At 42.3% G+C, this 26,806-nt stretch carries 20 protein-coding genes; 6 read left to right on the top strand and 14 right to left on the bottom strand.

Features of this window, described 5'->3' with window-relative positions:
- Together FO442_RS07645 and FO442_RS07640 are read right to left on the bottom strand one after the other, a co-directional pair.
- Positions 1-2,211 (bottom strand): T9SS type A sorting domain-containing protein, encoded by a 2,211-nt coding sequence (locus FO442_RS07645; RefSeq protein ID WP_144332574.1) that lies wholly within the window; start codon positions 2,209-2,211, stop codon positions 1-3.
- Between the two features lie 15 nt (positions 2,212-2,226).
- Positions 2,227-3,015 (bottom strand): PASTA domain-containing protein, encoded by a 789-nt coding sequence (locus FO442_RS07640; RefSeq protein ID WP_144332573.1) that lies wholly within the window; start codon positions 3,013-3,015, stop codon positions 2,227-2,229.
- A 149-nt stretch (positions 3,016-3,164) separates the two neighbouring features.
- On the opposite strand from FO442_RS07640, the gene FO442_RS07635 reads away from it, so the two are divergent.
- Complete coding sequence (locus tag FO442_RS07635; protein ID WP_144332572.1) at positions 3,165-4,136, top strand: D-alanine--D-alanine ligase; 972 nt, start codon at positions 3,165-3,167, stop codon at positions 4,134-4,136.
- Positions 4,137-4,627: 491 nt separating this feature from the next.
- Here FO442_RS07635 and FO442_RS07630 read toward each other — a convergent pair whose 3' ends face one another.
- From FO442_RS07630 to FO442_RS07610, 5 genes are all read right to left on the bottom strand, one after another.
- Positions 4,628-5,200 carry a leucine-rich repeat domain-containing protein gene (locus tag FO442_RS07630; protein WP_144332571.1) on the bottom strand — a complete coding sequence of 191 codons (573 nt, stop codon included), beginning with the start codon at positions 5,198-5,200 and terminating at the stop codon, positions 4,628-4,630.
- On the bottom strand, positions 5,160-6,098 hold the full coding sequence (locus FO442_RS07625) for a bifunctional riboflavin kinase/FAD synthetase (protein WP_144332570.1): 939 nt from the start codon (positions 6,096-6,098) through the stop codon (positions 5,160-5,162). The genes FO442_RS07630 and FO442_RS07625 overlap by 41 nt, the downstream gene beginning before the upstream one ends.
- Positions 6,099-6,167: 69 nt before the next feature.
- On the bottom strand, positions 6,168-9,653 hold the full coding sequence (locus FO442_RS07620) for a T9SS type B sorting domain-containing protein (RefSeq protein ID WP_144332569.1): 3,486 nt from the start codon (positions 9,651-9,653) through the stop codon (positions 6,168-6,170).
- 131 nt (positions 9,654-9,784) lie between these two features.
- Positions 9,785-12,592 carry a T9SS type B sorting domain-containing protein gene (locus tag FO442_RS07615; protein WP_186279978.1) on the bottom strand — a complete coding sequence of 936 codons (2,808 nt, stop codon included), beginning with the start codon at positions 12,590-12,592 and terminating at the stop codon, positions 9,785-9,787.
- A gap of 1 nt (position 12,593) precedes the next feature.
- Entirely contained in the window at positions 12,594-12,908 is a 315-nt protein-coding gene (locus FO442_RS07610) for a hypothetical protein (RefSeq protein ID WP_144332567.1), read from the bottom strand.
- A 450-nt stretch (positions 12,909-13,358) separates the two neighbouring features.
- Between FO442_RS07610 and FO442_RS07605 the strand changes: the two genes are divergently transcribed.
- The 4 genes from FO442_RS07605 (at position 13,359) to sufD (ending at position 17,266) form a co-directional block, all read left to right on the top strand.
- Positions 13,359-13,682 (top strand): HesB/IscA family protein, encoded by a 324-nt coding sequence (locus tag FO442_RS07605; protein WP_144332566.1) that lies wholly within the window; start codon positions 13,359-13,361, stop codon positions 13,680-13,682.
- Positions 13,683-13,700: 18 nt separating this feature from the next.
- Positions 13,701-15,146 (top strand): Fe-S cluster assembly protein SufB, encoded by a 1,446-nt coding sequence (gene sufB, locus FO442_RS07600; RefSeq protein ID WP_144332565.1) that lies wholly within the window; start codon positions 13,701-13,703, stop codon positions 15,144-15,146.
- 84 nt (positions 15,147-15,230) lie between these two features.
- Positions 15,231-15,983, top strand: a complete 753-nt coding sequence (gene sufC, locus FO442_RS07595; RefSeq protein ID WP_144332564.1) for a Fe-S cluster assembly ATPase SufC — start codon at positions 15,231-15,233, stop codon at positions 15,981-15,983.
- Positions 15,984-15,997: 14 nt separating this feature from the next.
- A complete protein-coding gene (gene sufD / locus FO442_RS07590) occupies positions 15,998-17,266 on the top strand; it encodes a Fe-S cluster assembly protein SufD (protein WP_186279976.1) in 1,269 nt (422 codons plus the stop codon).
- A 71-nt stretch (positions 17,267-17,337) separates the two neighbouring features.
- On the opposite strand, the gene FO442_RS07585 is transcribed toward sufD, so the two are convergent.
- The 3 genes from FO442_RS07585 to FO442_RS07575 are packed head-to-tail and all read right to left on the bottom strand — an operon-like array spanning position 17,338 to position 20,428.
- Positions 17,338-17,598: a hypothetical protein gene (locus FO442_RS07585; RefSeq protein WP_144332562.1), complete on the bottom strand. Its 261-nt coding sequence runs from the start codon at positions 17,596-17,598 to the stop codon at positions 17,338-17,340.
- A 13-nt stretch (positions 17,599-17,611) separates the two neighbouring features.
- Entirely contained in the window at positions 17,612-18,631 is a 1,020-nt protein-coding gene (locus FO442_RS18950) for a collagen-like domain-containing protein (protein WP_144332561.1), read from the bottom strand.
- A 12-nt stretch (positions 18,632-18,643) separates the two neighbouring features.
- Positions 18,644-20,428 (bottom strand): T9SS type B sorting domain-containing protein, encoded by a 1,785-nt coding sequence (locus FO442_RS07575; protein WP_144332560.1) that lies wholly within the window; start codon positions 20,426-20,428, stop codon positions 18,644-18,646.
- A gap of 501 nt (positions 20,429-20,929) precedes the next feature.
- Between FO442_RS07575 and FO442_RS07570 the strand changes: the two genes are divergently transcribed.
- Positions 20,930-21,661: a TlyA family RNA methyltransferase gene (locus FO442_RS07570; protein ID WP_144332559.1), complete on the top strand. Its 732-nt coding sequence runs from the start codon at positions 20,930-20,932 to the stop codon at positions 21,659-21,661.
- Between the two features lie 145 nt (positions 21,662-21,806).
- Here the strand turns inward: FO442_RS07570 and FO442_RS07565 are convergent, their stop codons facing one another.
- The 4 genes from FO442_RS07565 to FO442_RS07550 all read right to left on the bottom strand — a co-directional run bounded on the left by FO442_RS07565 (position 21,807) and on the right by FO442_RS07550 (position 26,734).
- Positions 21,807-23,810 carry a S8 family serine peptidase gene (locus FO442_RS07565; protein WP_144332558.1) on the bottom strand — a complete coding sequence of 668 codons (2,004 nt, stop codon included), beginning with the start codon at positions 23,808-23,810 and terminating at the stop codon, positions 21,807-21,809.
- Between the two features lie 378 nt (positions 23,811-24,188).
- A complete protein-coding gene (locus FO442_RS07560) occupies positions 24,189-25,544 on the bottom strand; it encodes a hypothetical protein (RefSeq protein ID WP_144332557.1) in 1,356 nt (451 codons plus the stop codon).
- Between the two features lie 3 nt (positions 25,545-25,547).
- On the bottom strand, positions 25,548-26,066 hold the full coding sequence (locus FO442_RS07555) for an RNA polymerase sigma factor (protein ID WP_144332556.1): 519 nt from the start codon (positions 26,064-26,066) through the stop codon (positions 25,548-25,550).
- Entirely contained in the window at positions 26,066-26,734 is a 669-nt protein-coding gene (locus FO442_RS07550) for a hypothetical protein (protein WP_144332555.1), read from the bottom strand. The genes FO442_RS07555 and FO442_RS07550 overlap by 1 nt, the downstream gene beginning before the upstream one ends.
- Between the last annotated feature and the right edge of the window lie 72 nt (positions 26,735-26,806).

Genomic DNA, 26,806 nt, shown 5'->3' with positions numbered 1-26,806 from the left:
TTATCTGATAATTTTTTTAACTGTTTGTGAGTTGTTTAATCTCAAAAAATAAATTCCCGAAGGAGCATCACTCAAATCAAAGCGAAGGTTGTCCGACTCAACAGTTAAAAGTGTGCGTCCTTGTGAATCTACCAGAACCGCACCCGGAAATGCCGCTTCCGATCTCCAGTTAATATTTACGATTCCGTTAGTCGGGTTCGGGTAAACATTCCAGTTGATCTCTTCTTTTGAAAATTCATCCACCGCAAGATCAAAATTATCCATTGTTCTGATAATCGGCCGGATCATTGGTACTCCCTGTTGTGATGAATTTGACCAATTGACACCCCCGTTCAGGGAGAAAAACAATTTTCCGTTTTGCGGTGTGTTCTTATCAAATCCAATATTCAACGGATCCACATCAATTTGTCTCATCCCAACGTAGAATGGGCCCGAACCCAGTGGAAGGCGTTCACCGTCATTCAATAAATAATCTGTAAAGACCCCTCTTCCATCTTCATAGATCGGTGTTCTCGGGTAGAAAAATTCATCCTCGTAAAGTACCGCACCGGGCACACCGTTATTGTCACCCCAAACAGTCAACAAGAATAATTTGTTGGATAAATCCTTAACTGTAGGCACAAAACACATTCTTACTCCAAGCAAGGTATCTGCCTGGTAAGGCTGAAATTTCAATGCCACTCTTCCCTGTACCTGTGAAATTCCATAAGCTGCTTCTGCCGACCCGTCGTCATAGGCGTATACATTTTCAAATACCTGTTGTGTATACGAAGAATCGTTGAGTGCCAAATTCGGGAATTGCGCACCGGCACTACCAATGATATCGAATGTTTTTGTGTTGACTGCCGGTGTAGTTGAGAACGTATAACCTCCTGTGAAATCATGCAAACTTGAATACGTGGTCCGTGGTGCATAATTGATATTACCACCTGATAAGGTCTGAGCCACCAGGGTAAATGTTCCTTCCGTCGTTCCACCGAAATCCACTTTCACATTTCCGTTCAGGTTGTTTTCCGGAACATTCGAATTGTTTCTCACGGTTACTTTCACCGCTGGGTTCATATGTGTCGGATCATTGACCCAATGCTCCCATGGAACCTGAGTATAGGTATCTATCAATGAACCGATTGGGTAAACAAAGGCAAAATCCTTGAAAAGGGTATCCTGATAACCACTTCCGTTTCTTAAATGCACATAATCCAGATGGAATTCATCCAGCATTCCTGATAGTCCTCCGTAATTCTTAAACCGGAAACGGAATCCGTTTGTTAAATAAGCTGCATTGACAATTCTCAGATGCCCCACTTTAAAATCACCCTGCACTCCACCGTTTATAGCCCAAACACGGTCCCATTCATCGGTATTCTTGTCGTAAAACTCCAGGACCAGGGAATCCTGCAGTTCCGGAGCATCTCCGAAACCCTGGCGCTGAACTAAAAAGCTTAAATAAATAGAATCACCCGGTGTGTAGGAAGAAAGATCGATTGTTTTGGACGTCAGGAAATCTGCGTAACCGGTTTGAGTAGTATTAATTGCATACGGATAACCGGTTTCGTCCAGTCCGTCAAAAGTAACAACTCCCAATGTCCACGGATTAACTGCATGGGTGTAATTATGATATGCCGACAGGTCAGTCCAGTAAGCGGTCGGATCTGCTTCATGTGCAAAGAAAATAGTCACTGAATCCTGTTTGACATCCGGATTTGACAGGTTGATCGTATCGGTAGTATTCGCAAAATCAAGCGTGTCATAAATGTTGTATGGCGGATATAACTGAATCGTTGAATAAACTACCGGATAGTTTTGAAAATCAGCCATTTTAATACTGATTAACGGTAAATCCGTTTGAGTAGTGGTTCCTGCAGACGTGGTATAACGTCTGGTTGGAGAAGTGGAAAACACCCGGTCATTCGACAACGGAACATCCGATAAGTCTGTCAGGTAGAAAAACTTCTGTTCAGTCACGTTTGCATCTCCGGGCTGTGCATCCAGAATCGGAAATTTAGAATGTGAAAACTCGTCCAAAAGTGGTAAGGACAAGGTATCAAACGAATACACAAAGGTACTGTCAATATTGGCGGTACTTTTCAAGTGAAGGGATCTTTTGGCAGAAACCTCTCTTTTCATTGCTCCGATCGGACTCAACACTTCCTGTCCGAACGAAACAAAACCAATAATAAAAACAAAAACGGTGACTAAACTAAATTTCATCCAATTAAAAATTACCTACTTTTTTTCAGCTGAAACCATAATTGTAGTACCGGATGGAACCGTAGCTCCTTCCATAAACTCAGGGCTCTGAGAATAAATCTCAGCATTGGCTGAATCGGCAGCATTTGTACATCCGTCGCATGCACCAACTGAAATCTGTAGCGATATTCCACTTAAACGCGCTTTGGCATCAGATATTGTTAACCCGATCAAATCAATTACTGTAACCGGTTGTGCCTCGTTATTCTGACCGACTACCAGGGTAATGGTACTTCCAACCGGAATCTTTGTTCCTTCCTTGATTTCCTTACCGTTATAAAGCTGTCTCAACACGGCTCCGTTTGATTCCGATGTCGGAACATACGTTTTTCGGCATTTCAATCCTCTGTTCTTTAGAATACTTTCGGAAATGCGTTCCGATTTATCAATCAAACTCGGCATTTCAACCAACCGCGATTTTTTAGAAACCTGCACGCGGATAATCCGGCCCGGTTTTACACATACCAATGATTTGGAAGTTGGCAGCGGATCTTGTGAAACAATTGTTCCCGCAGGCAATTCAGGTTTGTAGACCGAATCCAATACTTCTATTTTCAATTCCAGAGCTTCCAGTTTCGATTGAGCGCTGCTGGTTTTCAACCCAACCACATTCGGAACATCAATTTTTTCACCGTGATTGGTATATTGGTCCAGATAAACGATCAATATGGAGATCACGATAATATAAGTAAGCAAAATGAAGATTGCATGCTTCAAAAAATGCCTGCTCCAAACAAATGCCTTAAGCTTCTGAAAAAACTTCATAAATCGATTGTAAGTTGCACAAATATAAAAAGAATGTTCCTCCAAGGACACAATGCCTATACGAAGCTTTTAACAATCGATTCTGAAAACTTTTCCACTTGGGTCAAACGTCCTTTTAAATATCGGCTAATTTTGTGAAAAATGACGATATGAAGCTGGTTGGTTTGTTTTGTGGCGGGTACTCTTCGGAATTTGAGATCTCATTGAAAAGTGCTCAAACTATTATGGATAATTTTCCGGAAACCTATGAAGTGGTGCCAATCCATGTATTTGAAAACGGATGGTTTGTTCCCAGTGGTTCGGAAAGACTTCCGTTTTCTATTGAAAGCATGAGCTATCCGATCAACGGCGAAGAACGCAGGATCGATGTTGGCCTGATATATATTCACGGAGATCCGGGCGAAAACGGCAAAATCCAGGCATTGCTCGACATGAAAGGAATTCCGTATGTGAATTCCAATGCACTGGCTTCCGAGTTGAGTTTTGATAAATGGTACTGTAACCAGTTCCTTTCCCGCTTCGGCATTCCAGTTGCGAAATCGTTGTTTTTAAAATCCCGGGACCAGTATACAACGGATCAAATCATAAACGAACTGGGAATACCTTGTTTTGTCAAACCCTCCGATTCCGGGTCAAGTTTCGGGATCAGCAAAGTTTCCAAATCAGAAGACCTGCAACCCGCGTTAGACAAAGCATTTGAAGAAGGAGATACCGTTGTGATCGAATCTTTCCTGAAAGGAACAGAGGTAACTTGCGGAATTTATCGCTCTCCAAAGGAATTGGTCACCTTGCCCTTGACTGAAATCGTTACTGAGAACGATTTTTTTGATTACGAAGCAAAATACCTGGGTCAGTCACAGGAAATCACCCCTGCCCGCGTTTCGGACACGATCCGAAATGCCGTTTGGGAAACGTCAAAAGAAGTATATAACCTCCTGCAATTAAAATCGATCGCACGTATTGATTTTATGTTGGTAAATGATATTCCACATGTCATCGAAGTAAATACAACACCGGGATTCTCAGCAGCAAGCCTGGTTCCTCAAATGTTGGCGGAAGCAGGAATTTCGATCACGGATTTCTGGACACAGATTTTTGAAGTGGAACTGGGCAAACGATAGGACAACATTTATTTAACCGCAAAGGAAAGAAGGACGCAAAGTCTTTAACCTTGTTATTTTAACAAATTTCTTTTTGAAGAAGCTGAAGCATATTCTAACTCTGCGTTCTCAGCGCTCTTTGGAATGAAAAGGAAAAGAGGATTTGGTTTTAGGAAACCTTATAAAATGAAAAAGGGTACAATCCAAAAAGTACCCTTTTCCAAACCTAAAACCCAATTTACCAAACCAATCAGAGAGATTTCTGATATATACTTGACACCCCTATGATGCGGCATTTTTTAAAAGGTTGGAAAAAAAATAATTATTTTTTCAGATAATTAAAATTCAAGCAGGTTATAAATTATAACCTTGTTTGAATTCGTCCGTTTTCGCGAGCCTTCGGCTTGCTAGTCTTGTGAGACAGAGCCTCGGTCTTCGTCCACTTTCACGCGCTCCCTCGGCTTGCCTGTCTTGTGAGACAGAGCCTCGGTCTTCGTCCACTGCGTGGACTCTTACTCTACGCAATGGCAAGGCGGATCAAAATACCACTTGACCTGCGGCATTCCCTCCTGCCATTTTTGCTGGAAATGCGGTCCCAACATAATTGCTCTCATATCCACAGCTTCCAGCTTTTTCAGGTTCATAACCTCATCGGGAAGTACATTGATCGGGTTATCCCAGATATCCAGGATTCTTAAATCGGTCAGATATCCGATACAAGCCGGCAAAGAGCTTATTTTGTTTCGTGCCAAATGCAATTTCTGAAGTTTCGGCATTTGACAGATCACAATGGGAGCCTGTTCAATATTGTTCTTTGTAGCATCCAATGTTTTCAGCGATTTGAATACCGCCATTTCCAATGGAAGTTCCTTTAATTTATTTTTGGAAAGATTTAAATACTTCAAATTCTTGAATGTGTACAATTTTTCAGGAATCTGATCCCATTTCAATTTCGATGCATCGATAGCCAAAACCGTATCGGGATTTGCCTTTTGGACCATTTCCCACGGGTAAATCCGTAAGGTATCCTGAGCGAAAATAATGTTACTTATACAAAGAAAAATAAGTGCGGGCAGTAATTTCATCGAGTTGAATTTGATGTTTCAGATCTTCTATATTTTCAAAACGCTTTTCATCGCGTATATGTTGCATTACTTCCACTTTAATCTGCCGGTCATAAATTTCCTCATGAAAATCGAACAGGTAGATCTCAATGGTCACCCGTCCATTATTTGCAACGGTTGGTCGCGTACCGATATTCATAACTCCATAAATCAGCTGATCGCCAAGATATGCTTTTGCTGCATATACTCCGTTCCCGGGAATGATTTTCTCCGTATTTTCCAGATCAATGTTTGCTGTCGGAAAACCAATTGTCCGGCCGATTTGTTGTCCTTTCACTATTTTTCCCTGCAACACAAAAGGGCTTCCCATCATTTCGGCAGCATATTCGACTTTCCCTTCTAAAATGGCATTTCGGATCTTGGTAGAGCTGATAGTAACATTACCAACAGAAATTGCAGGTAACTGAAACACCTTAAAATGATAGATTTCACCCAGTTCCTGTAATTCCTGGAATGAACCCTCCCTATTCTTCCCAAAATGATGGTCATGTCCGATATGCATTTCACTCACTCCAATTTGGTTCACCAATACATCCCGTACAAATTCCATAGCAGACAGACGGGAAAATTCTTTCGTGAAAGGAAAAAGGATAACAGTGTCTAATCCAAGTTTTTCGAGTTTTGCCAGTTTTTCGTCGACTGTATCTATCAACTTGACCGAATAACTTTCCGGATAAAGTACTTTTCTGGGATGCGGTTCAAACGTGAACAAAACAGATTCTTTGTTTTCTCTTTTAGCCTTTTCCACCAGCGACGTGATAATTTCCTGGTGTCCTAAATGAACTCCATCATAAGTCCCCAAAGTAAGAATTGGATGATTAAACTTCGTATCTGAATTCAACTGCCGAACTACACGCATAGTACAAATGTAGTTAAACAAAAAAAGACTACAACTGATGTAGTCTTTTTTGATTGAAGTTTCGTTTGTTTATCTGATTAATTGAATATCTCCCTGTCCGGTAAGTACTTTTCCATTCATTCCTTCTACTTCATAGGTAAAGAAATAGACACCCTCTGAAGCCATATTTCCATTAACCGTTCCATCCCAGTAAGCTTGTACACCTTCATAATTACACATTTTATCTCCCCAACGGTTTACGATCGTTACTTTAACCGATTTCGCATAACTTACCGTAAGAAAGAATGTGTCGTTATTATTATCCCCGTTTGGAGTAAAGATATTTGGAATTATTACGATCGGGTCCGGAAGTGGATTAACTGTAATATGAACAGTATCTGTATCCGTACACGATCCGTTTGCAGCAGTCAGGACAACCCAATATTCTCCCGGACTTGTATAGACATATTGCTGTCCGGAGGTGTTGTTGGAATTTACCTGAGCCCCATTTCCAAAATTCCAATGATAGGTAGCAGCATCGAATGACATATTCTCGAAATTCACGGTCAAATCCGGGAAACCTTCTGTTACATCGGCAGAAACAACCGCTGTCGGCATCGGCACGATAGTAACTGTGATTTGATCGGTGTTTACACAACCATTGATATCTGTTCCGGTCACCGTATATGTTTGAGTAGATCCCGGGGTAAATGGTACTCCGTTTGTAACTCCATTATTCCAAACATACGTTTGAGCTCCTGAACCCGAAAGGGTCACTGCACTTCCGATACAAATGGATTGATCTGCTCCGGCATTCACATTTGGAAGCGGATTTATCGTTACAGTTACCTGGTCGGTACTTTGACAACCAAGAGCATCCGTACCGGTTACAGTATATGTTTGGGAAGCTCCCGGTATAAATGAAACGCCATTGGTAACCCCGTTGTTCCAACTATATGTTTGAGTTCCCGTTGCCGTTAGTGTTACAGATCCGCCCTGACAAACCGATTGGTCGATTCCGGCATTAACAGGAGCAGGTAGATTTACCGTTATGGTTACCTGGTCCGTATTCGTACAACCGTTCGCATCAATTCCTGTTACAGTATAAGTCTGTGTGGAACCAGCCGTGAACGAAACTCCATTTGTAACCCCGTTATTCCAGGTATAGGAAACTGCTCCCGAACCATTCAATGTGACAGAAGTTCCCTGACATACTGATTGTGGTGCACCTGCGTCAACTGGAGGAAGTGGATTTACGGCAACAACCACTTGATCCGACCCTTGACAACCATTAGCATCTATCCCTGTAACTGTATAAGTTTGTGTGGAGGCCGGTGTAAATGAAACACCATTTGAAACACCATTGTTCCAGGTATAAGACTGCGCACCCGATGCGTTCAATATTACCGAACCCCCGATGCAGATTCCCTGATCACTTCCTGCATTAACCGGCGGACTCTGATTTACTGTTACCTGAACGATTGAGTTTGCAGCACATCCGTTCACATCGGTTGCAGTAACGGTGTAATTGGTCGTTGCTGCAGGACTAACCGAATTGCTTGGTCCGTTTGGCAATGAATTACTCCAGGTGAAAACGTAAGAACCATTCCCTCCGGTTGCCTGGGCATTCATGGCTACACTTCCACCACTACACATGGATAACGGAGTGTTTGTTGTCACATTTACCGGAGTAGGCTGGGCAATTGTAACTGAAATTGTATCGTGGCAATTATTCCCGTCTGTTACAACATAATCATAAGTTCCCACTGCTAAACTTGAAAAAGTGTTTGAAGCCTGAGAAGAACCTCCTACAAGCGAATAGGTATATGGCAACGGAGTTCCTGTTCCTCCAAGCTGCACGCTTCCATCACTTAATCCATTACAGGATACATCCTGATTATCTACCAAAAGAGCTGTCAGGTTGTTTACGGTACCTACTGCAGCCATTACAGATGCAGGACAACCATTATCATCTACAACCTGAATCGTATATGTTCCGCCCGCAACATTGCTAAACGTCGGACTTGTTTGAGACGCTCCACCATTCGAAGAATAATGCAGTGTTCCTGTTCCTCCTGCTCCGGATACAGTTAAACTTCCGTCACTGCCCGAGCAACTTGCATCTGTTGCAGAAACAAAAGAAAGCGTTACAGCTATCGGTTGTGTTATGGTTACGGGTTGAGTATCGGTACATCCGTTCGCATCCGTTACCTCAATTGTATAGGTTCCGGCCGCTAAGTTCGAATATGTCCCACCTGATTGGGCTGATCCCCCGTTTAAGGTATACGTATAAGGAAGTTGCCCACCTGAAATAGCAGTTACAGCCGAACCGTTTGACCCCCCGTTGCAAGAAACGTTGGTACTGTTTGCCAATGTTAAATCAAGCGTACTTGCCGGACCTACTGTAGCAGCGATGCTTCCCTGGCAACCATTCATATCCTGGACCAGGACGGTATAGTTCCCCGCAGCGAGGTTGGTAAATACTCCGCTTGCCTGCCAGTTCACACCATTATCAATCGAATATTGATAACCGCCTGCACCGCCGATCCCCTGAACTTCAAAACTACCTGTAGCCCCGGAACAAGAAGGAGGTGTTGAAGCAATTTCATTTCCTGAAGGAGTAGCAGGATCGGGAGTAACAACCACATCATCTGTTTTGACAATAACTGTTCCGTCACAGGCTGTATAAGTAGTCGTAGCCGTGTATGTAGTTGCTGCAGTAGGACAAACGTTTATTGTGGTATTGGTTCCAAGACTTGTTGCTCCCTGAAACCATTCGGTAGTATAGATTGGAGCACCATTCGGAGTAAAACGCCAGCCTTCCGGTGTTGAAACTGTCCAATTGGGTGAGGTATTTCTGTTTGGAGCCGCAATTCCTGCAGTTCCTGCCGGATTTTGAATCCCAATAATTGCTGCACCACCATTCCAGGAACCACACAAACCTTTGTTATTGACATATACGTCGATCACATTCGTAGTTTCGTACAATACCATCATAAAGGTGGAGAAAACGCTGTTGTTACAAGATGCGGAATAGTGAGGTAAATTATTATAAGACACCACAAATATTCTACAAGGAGCTGCCCCTACAACATACCATTTTACAGTTCCCCCGTAAGAAGGATCGATATCGTGGTAAATACCAAAAATATCCCCTGCCGATGTCAAACTGGTAGAAGGACATGAAGCCGTAAATGACCAGGGTTGTGATGTTGGTGCATAGGTACCGAATTTAATGGATCCGTTCGATCCGATCTTACAGGACGTATACGATTGTCCATAGTAACAAAATGTAAACGGCAGAGTAATTTGCGGACTCCAAACATCATCAGTACCAACGGAAACTCCTGTTCCGCCTGTTTGATTGTAAGCAATGGGCGGGGTATGGGGAATCGAAGCAACAGTATATGTACTGGTAGCACCGGCATGAAACGGAGTGGCAGTCAATGTGGCACATGGTTGGTTACACGTAAGTGTCTGATCCGCACCGGCGTTGACACTCGGGCATCCCGGAAATTGAGCTAATGCTGTTGAAAATACTGACAGAATCCCTATCAGTGTAGTAGTAAGTTTCATATTTAGTAGCAATAAGTAACGTAGTCTAAAACGAAAATACACAAAAAAGGTTGCATTCCAAAAAAAGATGTGCAAATCATTGAATATCAATGTCCGCACACCCTTCACACTTTTCTATGTATTTATCCGTTTTAATCTCTCATCAACTCTACATTTCCTTGCCCAGTTTGAATGGTACCGTCTAATCCGGTTGCCGTATAATTATAGAAATAAACTCCTTCAGCCGCCGGGTTACCATTTATACTTCCGTCCCAGGAAGCTGCCAGGCCGGAGAAAGTAACCATTTTATTTCCCCATCTGTTTATGATTGTAACATCCACGGATACTGCATTCTCCAATCGAATGAAAAACACATCATTCTTTCCGTCACCATTCGGTGTGAAAATATTCGGTGCCACAATATTCATCGGAGGGAAAGGAATAACAATCACTTCCAGATGTGACGTATCTTCACATATTCCATTACTTGCCGTTAAAACAACCGTGTAGGTTCCAGGTGTCTGATAAGTTGCATCCGGTTCTGCCGAACTATTTGTGGTATTGTAGGAAATTCCATTCCCGAAAGCAAAATTGTAAGAATTCGCATTCGTACTGGAATTGGTAAACTCAACTTCTAATCCGGGATAACCTGTAAGTGGTGAATTACTCTCCAGAACGGCATTCGGCACCAAAATAACCGTTACAACAACGGTGTCTGTATTTTGACAACCGGCAGCCGTAGTTCCTGTTACAACATAGGTATTGGTTCCCAATGAAGGCACAAAGCTTAAATTATTCTGCACACCATTCGACCAGGTATAAGAAGTTGCGCCGGAACCACTCAATATAACCGGACTTCCTTCACAAATGGTTTGGTTTGCTCCGGCACTGACAACCGGAATCGGATTGACAGTTACAACCACCTGATCTGTTCCCGTACAGCCATTTGAATTTGTACCTGTTACGGTATAAGTAGTCGTTGTCCCCGGGGTAAATGAAACCCCATTAGTTATTCCATTGTTCCAGGAATAAGTTTGAGCACCGCTAGCCGTTAAAGTAACGCTTGTTCCCAGACAAACTGCCTGATCAACACCCCCACTTACCGTTGGTGAAGGATTAATTGTAATAGTGACTTGATCCGTATTGGTACAACCATTCGCATTTGTTCCGGTAACGGTATAAGTTTGTGTTGCATTGACAATAAATGGAACACCATTCGTAACACCATTGTCCCAGGTATATGTTTGTGCTCCCGAACCCGAAAGAGTAACCGATTGTCCGGAACAAACCGTTTGATTTATTCCTGCATCCACTACCGGAAGCGGATTTACCGTCACCAAAATCTGGTCAGTTCCGGTACAGCCATTTGCATCTGTTCCTGTCACCGTGTATGTCATTGTGGATGCCGGTGCAAAGGAAACCCCGTTCGTAACTCCATTATCCCAGGTATATGTTTGAGCTCCCGAACCCGAAAGTGTAACCGATTGACCAATACATACCGCTTGATCCGCTCCGGCATTTACAGGAATCGTTGTGTTCACGGTTACCAATACATCGTCCGTATCCGTACAACCATTTGCAGCTGTTCCAACAACTGTATAAGTAGCAGTTGCTCCCGGAGTGAATGGGACACCGTTTGTTACTCCGTTGTCCCAGGTATATGTTTGTGCTCCGGAACCCGAAAGTGTTACCGATTGTCCCATACAAACTGTTTGATCAGGTCCCGCATCCACAACAGGATAAACAACAGTTACGCTCGTTGAAGCAGGTGGCGGCGAACACGTTGTTGTTCCATACGTTGTTGTTGCTGTCAATGTAAACGTGGATGTTCCAGCAGGTAACCCGCTTGAAGTCGTGTTACCGGTAGTCGGGTTTGCAATAGAACCCGGACCGGCCCACAACAAAGTTGTTGTAGCCGTAATCGTAATCGGTGTGCTTAAGGTTGGTGAAACCGGCACCTGGAAAATAGAAGCTGTCGCTGCTGAACAGGAGTTATCATTAATTGCCGAGTTGATTGCGCCTGAACTATATCCGATCGAAGTCGGTGATCCACAAATCGATGTCAGGTTTGAAAAAGTGATGTTCGCATTAGTTAACGCTCCGACATCCTGACCGATACAGTCATAAATTTGCACTGCCCATCCTCCTGCCGCAGCATTGCAACCTATCAGGCTCGACCAGTTGATCGGAGTATTGGAAGGACCATACGTGCTGTAAGTTCCGCTCAAAGAAGAGGGTGACGGGTTACAAACATTGATGTTTCCCCCACCAGTAGTTGTAAAGCATAAGTTATTCACATTATCACCGCTGTTACAAGTAGATCCCTGTCCAATTGCTCCTGGATTCGGAAGCAGTAAGATCGTAGGAGAACCACACGCCGGCGGACCAACTAAATAAAATGCCAGGTCAGAAACAAAGGTGTGATTTGCTGTAAAACAAACCTGGATTTCCGTATTGACATTAATCAGTGATTGCGGTGGCGGCGGATTGTAGTATGAAAATGATCCAGTTGTATTTACAGTAGAAGACAACGAGGCATTATTACAGTTTGACAAGGAACTGGAAGCAGTAACTTCAGTGTTGAGGTTCCAGACCCAAGCCACAAAACAATCGGTCAGTGTATTCGATGCGTCTCGTATTTCTACGCGGTATCCGTCACTTGCCAAATTAGAAATGGTGGAAGTACCCACTCCTGCATCAACAGATAAGGACTGCCAGGAAGAAGTGCTCTGATCATGATAAAACCAGTTGAAGGTGAAAGGTCCTGTTCCGCTTGTAGGGGTTGCCGTTAAACTTCCCTGCTGATCACCGAGCGCGTCCCCGCACCAAATATAAATCGGGTCATTGGGCGCACCGTTGGTGTAAGAAGTCGTAGAAGAACCGGAGTTTCCATTGGGAACAAGCTGCCCGTAACTGTACACTGAACTGATCAGTATCAGAAGAATCACTAACTTTTTCATCTTAATTTCCGGATTTAAGTTCATTAATACGTTGAACAATGCGTCCCTTTTCGCTCAGATAGCGTGCACGTTCCTGTTCAGATGCTTCATTCAGCTTCATTTCCGTATGGGCCAAAGCATCAATGCATTCCGGAAGCGTCCAGTCCTGTAGGGTTCTTACATGCATCGGCTCTTGCTTTGTTGCTTGCGGGGTTCCTTCCACTCCCTGCGCCTGGTGAACGACTACACCGTTGGGCAATTGAGTGGTATTTGTTTGTGAATGGCCGAATGTATGGATAGCGCATACAGACAGACCAAAAAGAATGATTTTCTTCATTTTAGTAGGTATAACAATATTAAATGGTTGCTTCAGCAATGTCTCTTGAAAAACGCACACTATTTTTGAAAAGTTGCACCCTTTCAACGTTTTTCTTCGTTGATATATCAAGCTATAAAGCCTTTATTTTACTGGGATTTAAAAAAATACAGAGGCATTTCACACCACAATAAAGAGGCTGCAAAAGCTGATTTTGTTCGAATCGACGAATATGGACACAACAACTTGACAAATCAAGCATTTCGGCGATTTTAAACACTAAAAAACAGCAAAATAAATTTCAACTATTTTTAGTGGCACGCACCTATTGGGGTGATTTAATATAAAATAACAGTGATATTCAATAATCTTTGTCATTTTATTGCACCAATACCATAAATGTGGTATTTTTGTCAACGAAATACAGCTTTATTTAAAATTAATCTAAATAAAGGATACAAGATACTTGTCATGATTACAGTAACAGAACAAGCAAAAAAACAGGCAATTCGCTTGATGGAAGACGAAGGCAAAGCAGGCTATTTCATTCGTGTTGGTGTAGAAGGAGGAGGTTGCTCCGGGTTAATGTACCAACTGACATTTGACAATCAAGAGAACGCAGACGATAAAATTTTTGAAGACAACGGAATTAAGGTCGTTGTTGACAAAAAGAGCTTTTTATACCTCATCGGAACAACATTGGATTTTTCCGGGGGATTGAACGGAAAAGGGTTTGTGTTTTCCAATCCAAATGCGGGAAGAACTTGCGGTTGCGGGGAATCCTTCTCATTATAATTATAGTACAAAGTTTAGATGGGTTATACTGAAAACGATTTAGCGAAAGACTTAGAAAATTCGGAATACAAATTCGGTTTTACAACTGATATCGAGTCGGATAGAGCTCCCCTTGGGTTGAACGAAGACATTATCCGGTTTATTTCCGCTAAGAAAGAGGAACCGGAATGGTTGTTGGATTACAGGTTAAAATGCTACAAAATCTGGTCTGAAATGACCGAACCTTCCTGGGCACATATTACATATCCGAAACCTAATTTTCAGGGTATTTCGTATTATGCAGCGCCAAAACAAACCAAAAAATACGAAAGCTGGGACGACGTGGATCCGGAGATGAAAGCAACCATGGCAAAGTTGGGAATTTCATTGGAGGAACAACAACGCTTAACAGGTGTAGCCGTGGATTTCGTAATGGACTCAGTTTCTGTTGCTACCAGTTTTAAATCCAAATTAAAAGAATTGGGAATTATTTTCTGCTCGTTTTCGGAAGCTGTTCAGGAACACCCCGAATTGGTCAGACAATACATGGGATCAGTGGTTCCTGCAACGGATAACTTCTATGCAGCTTTGAATTCAGCAGTATTTACTGACGGTTCATTCTGCTATATCCCAAAAGGTGTTCGATGCCCAATGGAATTGTCGACCTATTTCCGGATCAACGAAGCAAATACGGGTCAGTTTGAACGCACATTGGTGATCGCAGACGAAGGTTCATATGTTTCCTATCTGGAAGGATGTACGGCTCCTCAGCGCGATGAAAACCAATTGCACGCAGCGGTAGTGGAATTGATTGCATTGAAAGATGCCGAGATCAAATATTCAACAGTTCAGAACTGGTATCCGGGTGATAAGAACGGAGACGGCGGAGTTTTCAATTTCGTGACCAAACGCGGAATTTGTGAAACCAATGCAAAGATTTCCTGGACACAGGTAGAAACAGGTTCAGCTGTAACCTGGAAGTACCCGTCCTGCATTCTGAAAGGAGACAATTCAATCGGGGAATTTTATTCCGTAGCCGTTACCAATAACTATCAACAGGCTGATACCGGGACAAAGATGATTCACCTGGGAAAAAATACCAAGAGCACCATCATCTCCAAGGGAATTTCAGCAGGAAAATCACACAATTCTTACCGTGGATTGGTTCAAATACACAAAAATGCACACCATGCAAGAAACTTCTCGCAATGTGATTCGCTGTTGATGACCGATGAATGCGGAGCGCATACTTTCCCATACATTGAATGTAAAAACCCGAGTGCCAAAATTGAACATGAGGCAACTACATCTAAAATCGGGGAAGACCAGATTTTCTACTGTTTACAACGTGGAATTTCGGAAGAAAAAGCAATCAGTTTGATCGTAAACGGATATTGTAAAGAAGTGTTGAACCAGCTTCCTATGGAATTTGCCGTAGAAGCTCAAAAATTGCTGACCATTAGTTTGGAAGGGTCGGTAGGATAGTTAAAATAATTAGCAATGAATCAATTATCAAGCTTCATTCTGCTTGATAATTGATTACTCAGCGATTCATAATTGAAGAATAAGATGTTAAAGATCAAAAATTTACATGCGTCGATTGACGGAAAAGAAATATTAAAAGGGCTTAACCTCGAAGTAAATCCAGGTGAAGTTCATGCGATCATGGGACCGAACGGTGCCGGAAAAAGTACTTTGGCAAGTGTTCTGGCAGGACGCGAGGAATACGAAATCACAGAAGGTACTGTTGATTTTGAAGGAGCGGATTTACTTGAAATGGCAACGGAAGACCGTGCCAGAGAAGGTTTGTTCTTAGCGTTCCAGTATCCGGTTGAAATTCCGGGAGTTTCCAATGTAAATTTTCTGCGTACGGCTTTAAATGAAATTCGTGAATACAGAGGAGAACCTGCTATTTCTGCAAAAGATTTCATGGCCCTGGTTAAAGAAAAAAGTGCCATTGTAGAATTGGATGCCAAACTGGCTTCCCGATCTGTAAACGAAGGATTTTCAGGAGGGGAAAAGAAACGCAACGAGATTTTCCAAATGGCGATGCTGGATCCGAAATTGGCCATCCTGGATGAAACGGATTCCGGTCTGGACATTGATGCACTTCGCATTGTTGCCAACGGGGTAAATAAATTGAAGTCAGATAAAAACGCAACCATTGTAATTACTCATTACCAACGTTTGCTGGATTATATCGTTCCGGATTTTGTTCACGTGCTTTACAACGGTCAGATTGTAAAATCAGGCCCGAAAGAATTGGCTCTTGAACTGGAGGAAAAAGGATACGACTGGATTAAAGCAGAATTTGCTCATTAATTTAAATCATGCAGATGCAAACCATTGAAAAAGAATCGGCAGCAAGTGTGAATTGGCAATTAAAGGGGACTTTTCTTTTAAATCCCGAACTGCGGCAAAAAGCACTGGAAGTCCTAGAACATACTCCTTTTCCGACTACCAAAACGGAAGCTTGGAAATACACACGTGTTGCGAAAATCAAAAACAGCAACCTGGCCATCCAGGAAAATCCGGTTACACTTACAGGAAATTTCGGATTATCAACTGAATCCATTCAATACGTATTTATAAACGGGCATTTTTCCGAAACTCTTTCTTCAAAAACTTATCCCGACGGACTGAAAATCGGTGCACTTTCTCAAATGGATGACGCGGAAGTACGGGTTATGGGTGGAAATGTCCTGTTGGACGGAGAAGTTTTTTCTTCCATCAATACAGCCTATGCAACAGATGGATTGTACGTTCACGTTTCGGCAAAGATGCAAATTGAACCGGTCATTGAAATCATCCAGATCAATACGGATCAACACATGCTTTCCAATTTACGCCATGTATTGGTTGCAGAGGCATTTTCAGAAGTGAAATTCGTTCAGCGTTCGATTTCCGTAAATGGTTCGGATAATTTTACCAATGTCATTTCCGAAATCCACATTGGGAAAAATGCAAAACTGACAATGGATAAACTGCAGGAAGAAAACGAAACGTGTTTCCAAATTTCCACCGAGCTGGTAAATCAACACCAGGACTCAAATTTCACCATCAATACGGTCACTTTAAACGGTTTATTGGTTCGCAATAACCTGACAATCGAAGTAGACGGTCAAAATTGTGAAACACATTTGAACGGAGCGTATATTTTAAATGGAAACCAGCACGTTGATAATCACACCGTAGTGGACCATAAAGTGGCAAATTGCGAATCCAATGAGTTATACAAAGGAGTTATTGACGGAAAAGCTACCGCTGTTTTCAACGGAAAAGTTTATGTTCGAAAAGATGCTCAAAAGATCAATGCTTTCCAATCCAACGCAAACGTATTGTTAAGCGACGACGCTACGATCAATAGCAAACCGGAATTGGAAATCTATGCAGATGACGTGAAGTGTTCGCATGGTTCAACGACAGGTCAATTGGACGAAGAAGCTGTTTTCTATCTTCGTGCAAGAGGTTTGAGCGAAGCAAGTGCAAGACAACTCATGGTAGGCGCTTTCATCGAAGATGTGATCCAGAAAATTGAAAACGAAGCGGTTACTGACCGCATCCATGAAATATTGAAAGAACGATTCAATTGGGTTATTGAATAAAAACAATACTTTCAAAAAAAAGAAAATCCAGCCTTTCAGCTGGATTTTTTATGATCTATTATCCCGGAAACCTATTCCGGTTTTCTATTTGTAGAGTTCAAAACAGGTTTTTCCTGGCTATTGGAGTCCTGATTCTCTTTAGGCACGACAGGAGAAATCAGATTTATTTGCTTGGTTGCAGAATTTACACCAATAGAATCCGAAACTTGCAATTGACTTGTGTTTGCTTCTACCGGAGCCGGAGGTAGTTTTTTTGCATTCGAAATCTGCTGTTGAGAGAAAGCAGCTGTCGAGCATACAAACAGTCCGATCAATACTAAAAATTGCTTCATGATCAATACTTATTTAGTTTAACACCATAATTGTCAACTCTCCCGGATTCACTTCCAAAGCAGAGTTTCCACCGATCGTTACAACCGAAGTTCCTGAAGAACGGTTTGTTCTCAGATCAATTGTATGTATACCTGCAGGAAGTGTGATCATTGTATTGATAGCACAGTTCCCCAAACCTGTTGTAGCAGACGTATTTGTAATGAACATACGGTTCCATCCCCCATTTGCCAAAGGGTTCCCGTCCACATGCACTACCATATCAACAGTTGAATAACCAGTAGTTGTCAAAGTAGTGTTTAAAGCTCCAATAGTCGCCCAAATAATCACTGTCGAAGTAGCTGATAATGTAAAGGTCTGAGTCATTCCCGGTTGCACCGTTAATGCGGTAGTGTTCACTCCTGCTCTTCCCGATGTTCCATACACGTGATATTTATTAATCACTCCCGGAGGGCCTTGCGGACCCGTTGCCCCCGTTGCTCCTGCCGGACCGGTCGCTCCTGTTGCTCCCGTAGCACCTGCCGGACCCGCTGGACCTTGTGGACCAGTTGCACCAATTGGGCCTTGTGGGCCGGCTACACCATCCACCCCATTTGTTCCCGCAGGACCTTGAGGACCCTGAGGACCAGTCGGACCTGCAGCACCATCCATACCATTTGCTCCCGCAGGACCTTGCGGACCGGTTGCTCCTGTAGCACCTGTCGGACCAGCGGGACCTGCCGGGCCTTGTGGACCAGCCGGACCAACTCCACCGGCATTGCATAAACTTAACCAGGATGTCGTACTGCTTTCGTAAAAGAAGAAGCAATTCACATCAATATCATAAACCAGCAATCCTTCGGTTGGAGCGGCTATTGCATTTCGTTGAACCGTTGTCATCCTTGGTACCAGAACTCCCTGGCTGGTTGACTGCATTTCCAAAATGGCGTTCGGATTCGGGGTAGTCGTTCCGATCCCGACATTGTTCTGAGCATGCACCACATTCAATCCGAATACGAATGCGATAGCTGCAATAAAGTTCTGTTTTTGTTGCATAGTACTTTTTGATTAGTTTCTGACAACTGTTACGTTGCCTTGATAGTTGTATTCTTTGGTAGCGGAGGAAGCTTTTAGTTTATAGAAATAAACGCCTTCATCTACCGGTTTTCCATCGCTTTTCCCATCCCAGATCACAGTCGGGTCACTTGACGTAAAAACGGTATTTCCCCAGCGGTTAACGATGATCAGGTCATACGATTTAATTCCTGCTGTTTTGATTAAGAAAAAGTCGTTTGTCCCATCGTCATTTGGAGTAATGATGTTCGGAACAGTAATATCCTGGAAAATTTCGATTAGTTGAGTAAGGCTCGCCATACAACCATTTGTTGCTGTTACCTGCAAGGTTACCGAATAAGAATCCCCGTTATCTTCGTATACATGCACCGGGTTCTGACTGGAAGAACCCTGTCCGTCACCAAACGTCCAGTTCCATGCAGTGATTGAACCTGCAGTTTCATCCGTAAAGCTGTAATTTGTTCCTTCTTCCGTGTACGAAAATTGTGCTGCAGGAGACGGTTTAATGATTGGTGTACAGGTCCCTGGTTGTGAACTGCATCCGTTTGATCCCATATCAACAACCGTTATCTCCCCGCTTCCGGTGTTCCAGTCAACAAGTACAGTAGCTGTTCCCTGTCCTGAAGTAATGGTTCCGTTTGAAGGAAAGGTCCATTGAAAATTTCCCGATCCCCCATTCACGGAAAAGACATTGTTAAAGGAATTCTCACAAATTGACGGGCAATTCAAAGCAGGAGGTCCCGGTTTACTTGTGGACAAAATATAAGGAAATCCCGGATTTGCAAAAGTCCAGGCAGTTTTAGTTCGCGTAGTAAATCCACCGCTAATGTTCGATGACGTAGCCGGCATATCATTCCAATCGGAACTTGCTGTTCTCCAATGAGACATTCCCGTCCAGTCGCCGTCGTCAGCGATGACATAAAACAACCGAATGTCCGTCGGCGCATTACCTATTAAACGTTCAATCGAATGATAGTATGCCGGATTCAGGGCACACATGTTCCCATCCGTCTGCGTACGGTCAAATGCATCCGTATTGGCATCATAATTATTGAAGCGAACGGTGTATTCCGATCCTACATTTGTTTGAGGGGTCAATTCAACCGGTCGGAAACGCAGCGTTCCAGCACTTGAACCTGTCGGGAAAATATACGTATTTGCGAAATTGGTGATCCGGGAAAGTGTTCCCGGCTCCAAGCTGCTGACAAACCCTTCAGATCCAAACACATTGGAATAAGTAACTGCTGAAACAGCCGGATTTAAAACAAAAAACGAATTTGTTTGTGTCTCCAATTCCCGGTCATTCAGCTGGAGAGTTCCGGATGCACCGGTAGATGCATTGACGCTCTGCAGAGTCTTTTTCCTGTTATTCCCCACTCCTGCTCCGGTAAGAACCAGGTTATTAAAAACCGTTGAAACTCCATTGGTGGAAGTAATAAATTGTTGGGTATTTCCGAACAAAGTAACGGTTGATGTTCCAAAGTTGAATATTCCGTCATTTACCCAATCCTGTTCAACCAGGTAAAATCCATTTCCACTGACCGCGGAATTGTTCCCTATTTTAAATGTTCCCGGATTTGGAAAAGTCGAATTCTTTGTAATCGTGACAGAACCTTCATTGGTCAAAGTCGTTGTTTGAGCCAGCTCAGCACCCCCGTTTATTTGGACCAATGTTCCCGCAGAAATGGTAAGCAAAGCACCATTTGAATAGAGAATCTGTCCCATGGAACAAAGAGGTAAAAATAGTGCCGGTAGCAGCGCACCCGTTAGTAGTTTCATGTAGTGTCCAATTAATGTATGACAAAGATAATTAACGCTTTCAGAATTATCTAAAAAGTAGACGTGTAAATGCGCGAATTAGTTGCCTATCCCATTGATTTTATTGAGATTAGGTGAAAACACGGTTTGGTTTGTTAAATAAATCCTGTCCACTTTTCATATTTTAATTTTACGGTTAAAAAATGTATTCTTTTTCTTCCTTCACGCTCTCTGAATAATTTACTTAAAAGCTACCAAAACCGGATCAGGACCAATCACTTTTTCCCAATTCAGGCGGATAAGCCGTTGGTTAGAAGCTTCAGAAAAACAGTTCTAATAAAAAACGCGTTATCTGTAAGTAAGTTTACTAACATGCTTATAGCTCCACATTGGTTTTGTCCGATTGACTTAACCGTAAACCAGTTAGTCCATTGCATTTCAACACTTCTTCCTCCCTATTCAACCTTCGGAATTAGAATACCGAAATCATCAGGACGTAATTATTTAAACTAACTTTGCAACATGGAAGAACGTTTGGATAAACTATTGGTTGATCGCGGATTGGTAACCTCCAGGACACGAGGTGAAGAGCTGATCAAAAACGGCGATGTACTCGTTAACGGCATTTCTGTGGAAAAACCCGGAAAGAAGATCGCGATTGATTCCAAAATCCTAATGCTAAATGAAGAACTGACCTGGGTTTCAAGAGGAGCATTGAAATTACTGAAAGCGATCGAACACTTCCAAATAGACGTCGCAGATAAAACATACATTGACCTGGGAGCTTCTACTGGTGGTTTCACCGAAGTATTGCTCAGCAAAGGTGCCAAACATGTTTTTTGCGTGGATGTAGGTCATGGACAATTGCACGAACGCATCCGAACTAATCCTTCCATTACAAATATCGAGAAAACACATATCCGCGAATTGACAACGGCTCATATTCCCCAACCGGTTGATGGGATTGTAATTGACGTTTCCTTTATTTCACTGGAAAAAGTGCTTCCGTTTACCGGTTCTTTCGTAAAAGAAGGCGGAATCCTGGTTGCATTGATTAAACCGCAGTTTGAATTGGAAAAACGCTTCCTGAACAAACACGGCGTGGTGAAAAGTGCCGCTGTTTACCCGGAAGTCTTAAAGCGGATCGAAAAAGCGGCTGTGGATTCGCATTTTGAAGTGAAGGGAATTATTGATTCTCCGATTATTGGAGGAGACGGGAACAAGGAATTCCTGATGTACGCAGTTAAAAAATAGCTCCCGCAGATCGCGCGGATTACGCAGATATTACATGTGTTTTGCTTTATTGAGTAGCTTATAATGAATCCGCGGCATTAGCGTAATCAGCGGGAGACAAACAAAAAAAGTCCCCCGAAAATTCGGGAGACCTTTCTAAAACATTTTATCTCACCAATTTCGAGTTAGCACTCAAAGTACCTTTATCATACAAATTCAGAATATACATTCCATTACTATAATTCTCCAGAGATATCAGTGTGTTCATAGAATTCAAAGTTCCGGTTTCCCAAACCAATTCTCCCAAGGTATTGTACAATTTCAGGTTTTGGTTCCCTGTCAGTTTATCCAGCTTCAATTCATACAAATGATCACTAATTCTGGCAATGTTCAATTCATCCAAATGAACCTCCGGTAAACCTACTACTTCATTGAGTGAGTTAATACAGCTTACACGGCCATAAAAAGCTGATATATCAAAACCAGGTGTTCCTGGAAAAGCATCATAAACATACATTCCAAGTCCTGTAGTAGGATATAAATTGAAATCGTGAACTTTATCCGCACCATCTCTAAGAAATTGTGTGATCTCATTATTCGTTAAAGTCGGATTCTTCTCCAAAATAAGAGCTGCAATAGCGGAGACGAGTGCACTTGCAAATGAAGTTCCTGTTTTTACAACATAATCACTAGAATTATAGCCATCACTTCCTTGTAAATCGATTGTTTGGATCAATTCACCAGGAGCAACAACATCGTAACCATACGAAGGGGGCCCATTAGCTGAAAAATTAATTCCATTGGTAGTAGTCCAAGAAATGGTTGGATCAGCATAATGTCCAACGACAACATCCGTTGGATTTGTCGCTCCAACTCCTATTACACCTATTTGATTTGCGGGAAAATTTCCATCATTCGGACTATTAGGAGGCCACTCACCAACAGAAGCGATCAAAACAATTCCAAGATTGTTTCTACCTATCAAACGGGCATTATTTAATTCATTTACTATATTGGAATTATGTGCAATAACGAAGCTCATATTGATTATATCCACTTCATCTTCAATTGCTTTTTGTAAGGCGATCACTACATGAGCAGCTGAAATATTGGTTCCAACCAAATAAGGATGAATCTCCGCATTATAAGCAACACCAACAGCTATTTTATCTCCATTACTATTGTTATTGGGAGTTGCTCCAATTACACCTGCCACTGCCATTCCATGACCATCGTAATCGGTATAGGTATTCGTGGTGAAGTGACTCCCATTATTTACAGTACAGTCATAACCCGGAGCCAAATTGGCTAAATCCGGATGATCGTATTCAAACCCGCCCACATCAATAATTCCGATTTTAATTCCCTCCCCGGTAAATCCTTCTTCCCAACACTCACAAATATCTGCATCCGCATCCACTGTTCCGTTCATTCCATTCCAGATGACTCCTCCATTGTTATCAATATGCCAGGTTCCATGTGTTGCATTCGGATTTAATGACGTTTCACCTACCAATTCGCAATCCATAGGATCACCTCCTATAATATTCGGCTGTGCAATTTTCACCAGGTTTGACTCGTACAAATACAACATATTCGCCAAAATCATACTGTTCATAATCGTATCCGGTTTTCCCACCATTCTGAAAATATAGGTCCAACTTACATCGTCATCCAGATTTATAGACGGTTTATGTACCAACTCTAAACTGTATTCGTTCATCAAACTATCTACAGTTAGCGAGTCAATTAAGGGATCGTGAAACGTGACCAACACCTGGTCATCCGTTCGGTAATACAATTGCTGCACATTCTGATCATAGGGATATTGCGTCAAAACTGGAGCAAAAATACTAAACTGCCCGGAATTGATAATCGAGTCTTTCAAATCCATAAAGTCTTGAAGCGTGGCATTGCTGTTGAGTAAAATCTCGTTGAAATTCTCTAAATCGTCAAAACCGAAATTTAATTCATCAATCACCACCGTATCGATCCAGCCTGTGTATGCACTATCATTTTGACATCTAAATAATAAAACATCCGGTTGCAAGTACCACCAACTTTTAGTTCCATCTTCATTATAGTAGAAAACACTGTCTATGTTTTGGGTGTACGAAAAATTGGAAAATCCAAGAAGGAATAGCAAGGTTGCTAGAATAGTTGTTCTCATGTGAATAGCATTAAGTTTCTGGCTATGAATATACTAACAAATGTGAGAAAAACACTTTTAAACCAAATTATTTTTTAATCACCTGAAATGCAAATCAAAAAATCAATCAAATTGAAATTACAGCGACCATTAGGTGTCATTGATATTTGCATTTGTGGTAAAAAAATCCGCGCCATCAGCGAAATCAGCGGGAGATAAATGGGGAAACAAAAAAGTCCCACTTACGCGGGACTTTTGTTCAAGCCAGTTCTACCTTGCCTCGACTATTTCGTTATCGCTTTGAGCTGTAGTAATTTTTCAAACTCCTTTGGAGAAGTTGACAACGAAATAAATATCTTTCTTACCCCTTAGATGCATTTCATTTTGAAAGGTTGGAAACTAAAATGAATATTTTAACTGGAGCTTCACCCCTTGTATGTCATTGAATACCGTATTCTCACTTTTCAGCCTGGAAACAAACTGGTATTGAACGCCTAAGCCCAATGCCGTTTTATTCCGGAATGGCGTGAAATGATAATCCACTCCGGCCATCGCACCGATCTGTAGTTTCTTCGAATTATACACGTTGGTAATCGCTGTTCTGTTCTCTTCATATCCGTTCAACAACCGATTGACAGCAATTCCACCATAAAAAGTCACTCCTTTGAAAGTGTATCCCACAGAAGACATCAGGTGGATCGTATTCAGTTTTTGGCTTGAATTCGTATAACGTCCATTCACATAACTTCCATTGGATTGCGCATACTGGCTGAATCCAAGATCCTGTGTAAATCGCCACTTTCTCAGGTATGCATGGTATTGTGCATCTGCTGCAATTCCCATAGAAGGAAGTGAGCTGGAGAATGCATCGCGGTTTTTCTCATTGATAAAGGAGAATTGTCCACCAACCAGTACACTGAATCGCGGTTTGAATGGCGCCTGGAACGGAAGGAAGTCAAAATCCCCGATCACACCTGGCTCAGAAATTGTTCCCGGTGCTCTTGCAGGAAGTTCATCCAATGAAGCCAGATCGTTTGCAGTTGTGTTCTCTTCACTTACTGTATTTGAAGAAGTCGTTTCAGTTCCACGGTTATTGTCATTCGCATTTGCGATCAGTACATTATTCTGATTTCCGTTGGTTTGTTCCGGATTCCCTAAACCATTCGGACTGTTCGTTTGCTTGTTGTTTGCAGCAGCCATCAGTTTCTGAGCATTTCCTTGTTTAGGAAGTGCATTCATTCCTTTATTGAAAACCGCATGTGTTCCATTTACAGATGCAATAGCTCGATTGTTATTTCCGGTTGAATTTGAAGTGCTTTCAGTTGAAGTCACACCGGCAAAATTGGACGACTCCCTGTTCGATGTAAACTGGTAATCCGTATAGAATGCAAGGAAAATAAACAACACAGAAGCTGCCGCCATTTTCATCCATGGAATACGGGTTGTAACCGGGTAACTTAATGTTGTATTCAATCGGGTCCAAACGCGTTCCCTGGAAAGCTGTTCTTCCAAACGCGACCACCCGTCTCCGGATGTATTCGGTGACCAGTTTTCGTACGATTCCACCAATGCCTTGTCCGCAGAACTTCCGTTTGCTTCCAGGGTTTCGTCCAAACGGTCCCAAACAGCAGAAACAGCCAAATCCGCCTCCAAATTCTCCCACAGATCAGCAGACGGTTCCCCTGTCTCCCAATTCTCAAAGGATTTTTGAAGCGTTTTGAACTCCCGGTTTGTATTTCGTTTTTCTAAAGACATGAATTAAGACACCAGTTTTTGTTTGAGCACCGAACGTGCATAGTTTAATTGTGACTTGGAAGTTCCAACCGAAATTTCCAGTTCTTCTGCGATCTCGGAATGTGACCATCCCTCGAGTGCATATAATTTGAGTACCAGTCCTGCTTTGGTAGGCAACAGATTGATCTCTTCCAGTACTTTTGCAAACGGAATTCCTGTTTCCAGTTCGCTTTCCTCCTGGTCTATAAAAGGAACATCACCCAATTGGGCGAAGTTCTTTCTTTTACGCAATGTCTGAAGGCAGCAATTTACGGTAACTCTGCGCAGCCAGCCTTCGAATGACCCGGTAAAAGTATAGGAACCGATGTTTTTATAAATGTGCATGTAGGCATCGTGCAGCATGTCCTCTGCATCCTGCGTATCCGCGCCGTACAATTTACACACCTTGAACAAATCCTTGGAGAACAACCGATACAAACGTTCCTGTGCAGATCGTTCCCAATTTGCACAGCCTTCGATGATATCTTTGTATTCTGCAGACATTATTCGACTGTTATTACCAATGCATTTGGTAGTTGTGCTGTGATTGCAGCATACATTTGTCCACCACCATTAGGATTATTGGGTCCATTAAGAACTACCTTTTCAACTCCGTCTTCAACCGAAATGGGTGGAGACTGAAGAAAGGTGTTGGCAATATTCAACAGCTTACTCACATCAAATCCAATGAAAATCTTGTAATTCTTTTTCTTTTTCAGGAAGAATGGGTTTTGCACCTTGAAATCCAACTCATCCAGGTTGTTCCATTCTATTCTCATCGGGTAAACCAGGTTCCCTTTGGTATACGTTCCTTCTAATTTCAAACACGGTATATTTGATTTATCCAGTAAGGTTTTCAAAGTAAATTCCGTATAATCACCCATCGGAACATCCAGGGAAATCCCCAAGTCATTTTGGGTCGAAAATTGAATCTTATTGAGTTGATCCGGCAAATCTTTTGTGATTTCAACCGGAGATCCTTTTTCACGGGTACCTGAAATAACAAAGGACTTGGAGTAAAAGTACCCATTCGTAATGCTGTAATTGCCCTGAGCATTGCTGGTATTCGCAAATCTCCAGTTTACAGCCATATACGCCGGTTGTTTCAAGTTATATTTCTCACAACCTGAACCCAAAACAACCAATATCAATAGTAGGTATAATGCCCTCATTTGTAATCCATTTACTGCTAAGATACAGCTAAAATAAAAAGGTTGGAAATTAATCTTATTTAGAAGGATTAC

It is taken from the genome of Fluviicola chungangensis, assembly GCF_007558725.1.
Lineage (GTDB): Bacteria > Bacteroidota > Bacteroidia > Flavobacteriales_D > Crocinitomicaceae > Fluviicola > Fluviicola chungangensis.
This window is presented reverse-complemented; position numbering and strand designations above follow the sequence as displayed.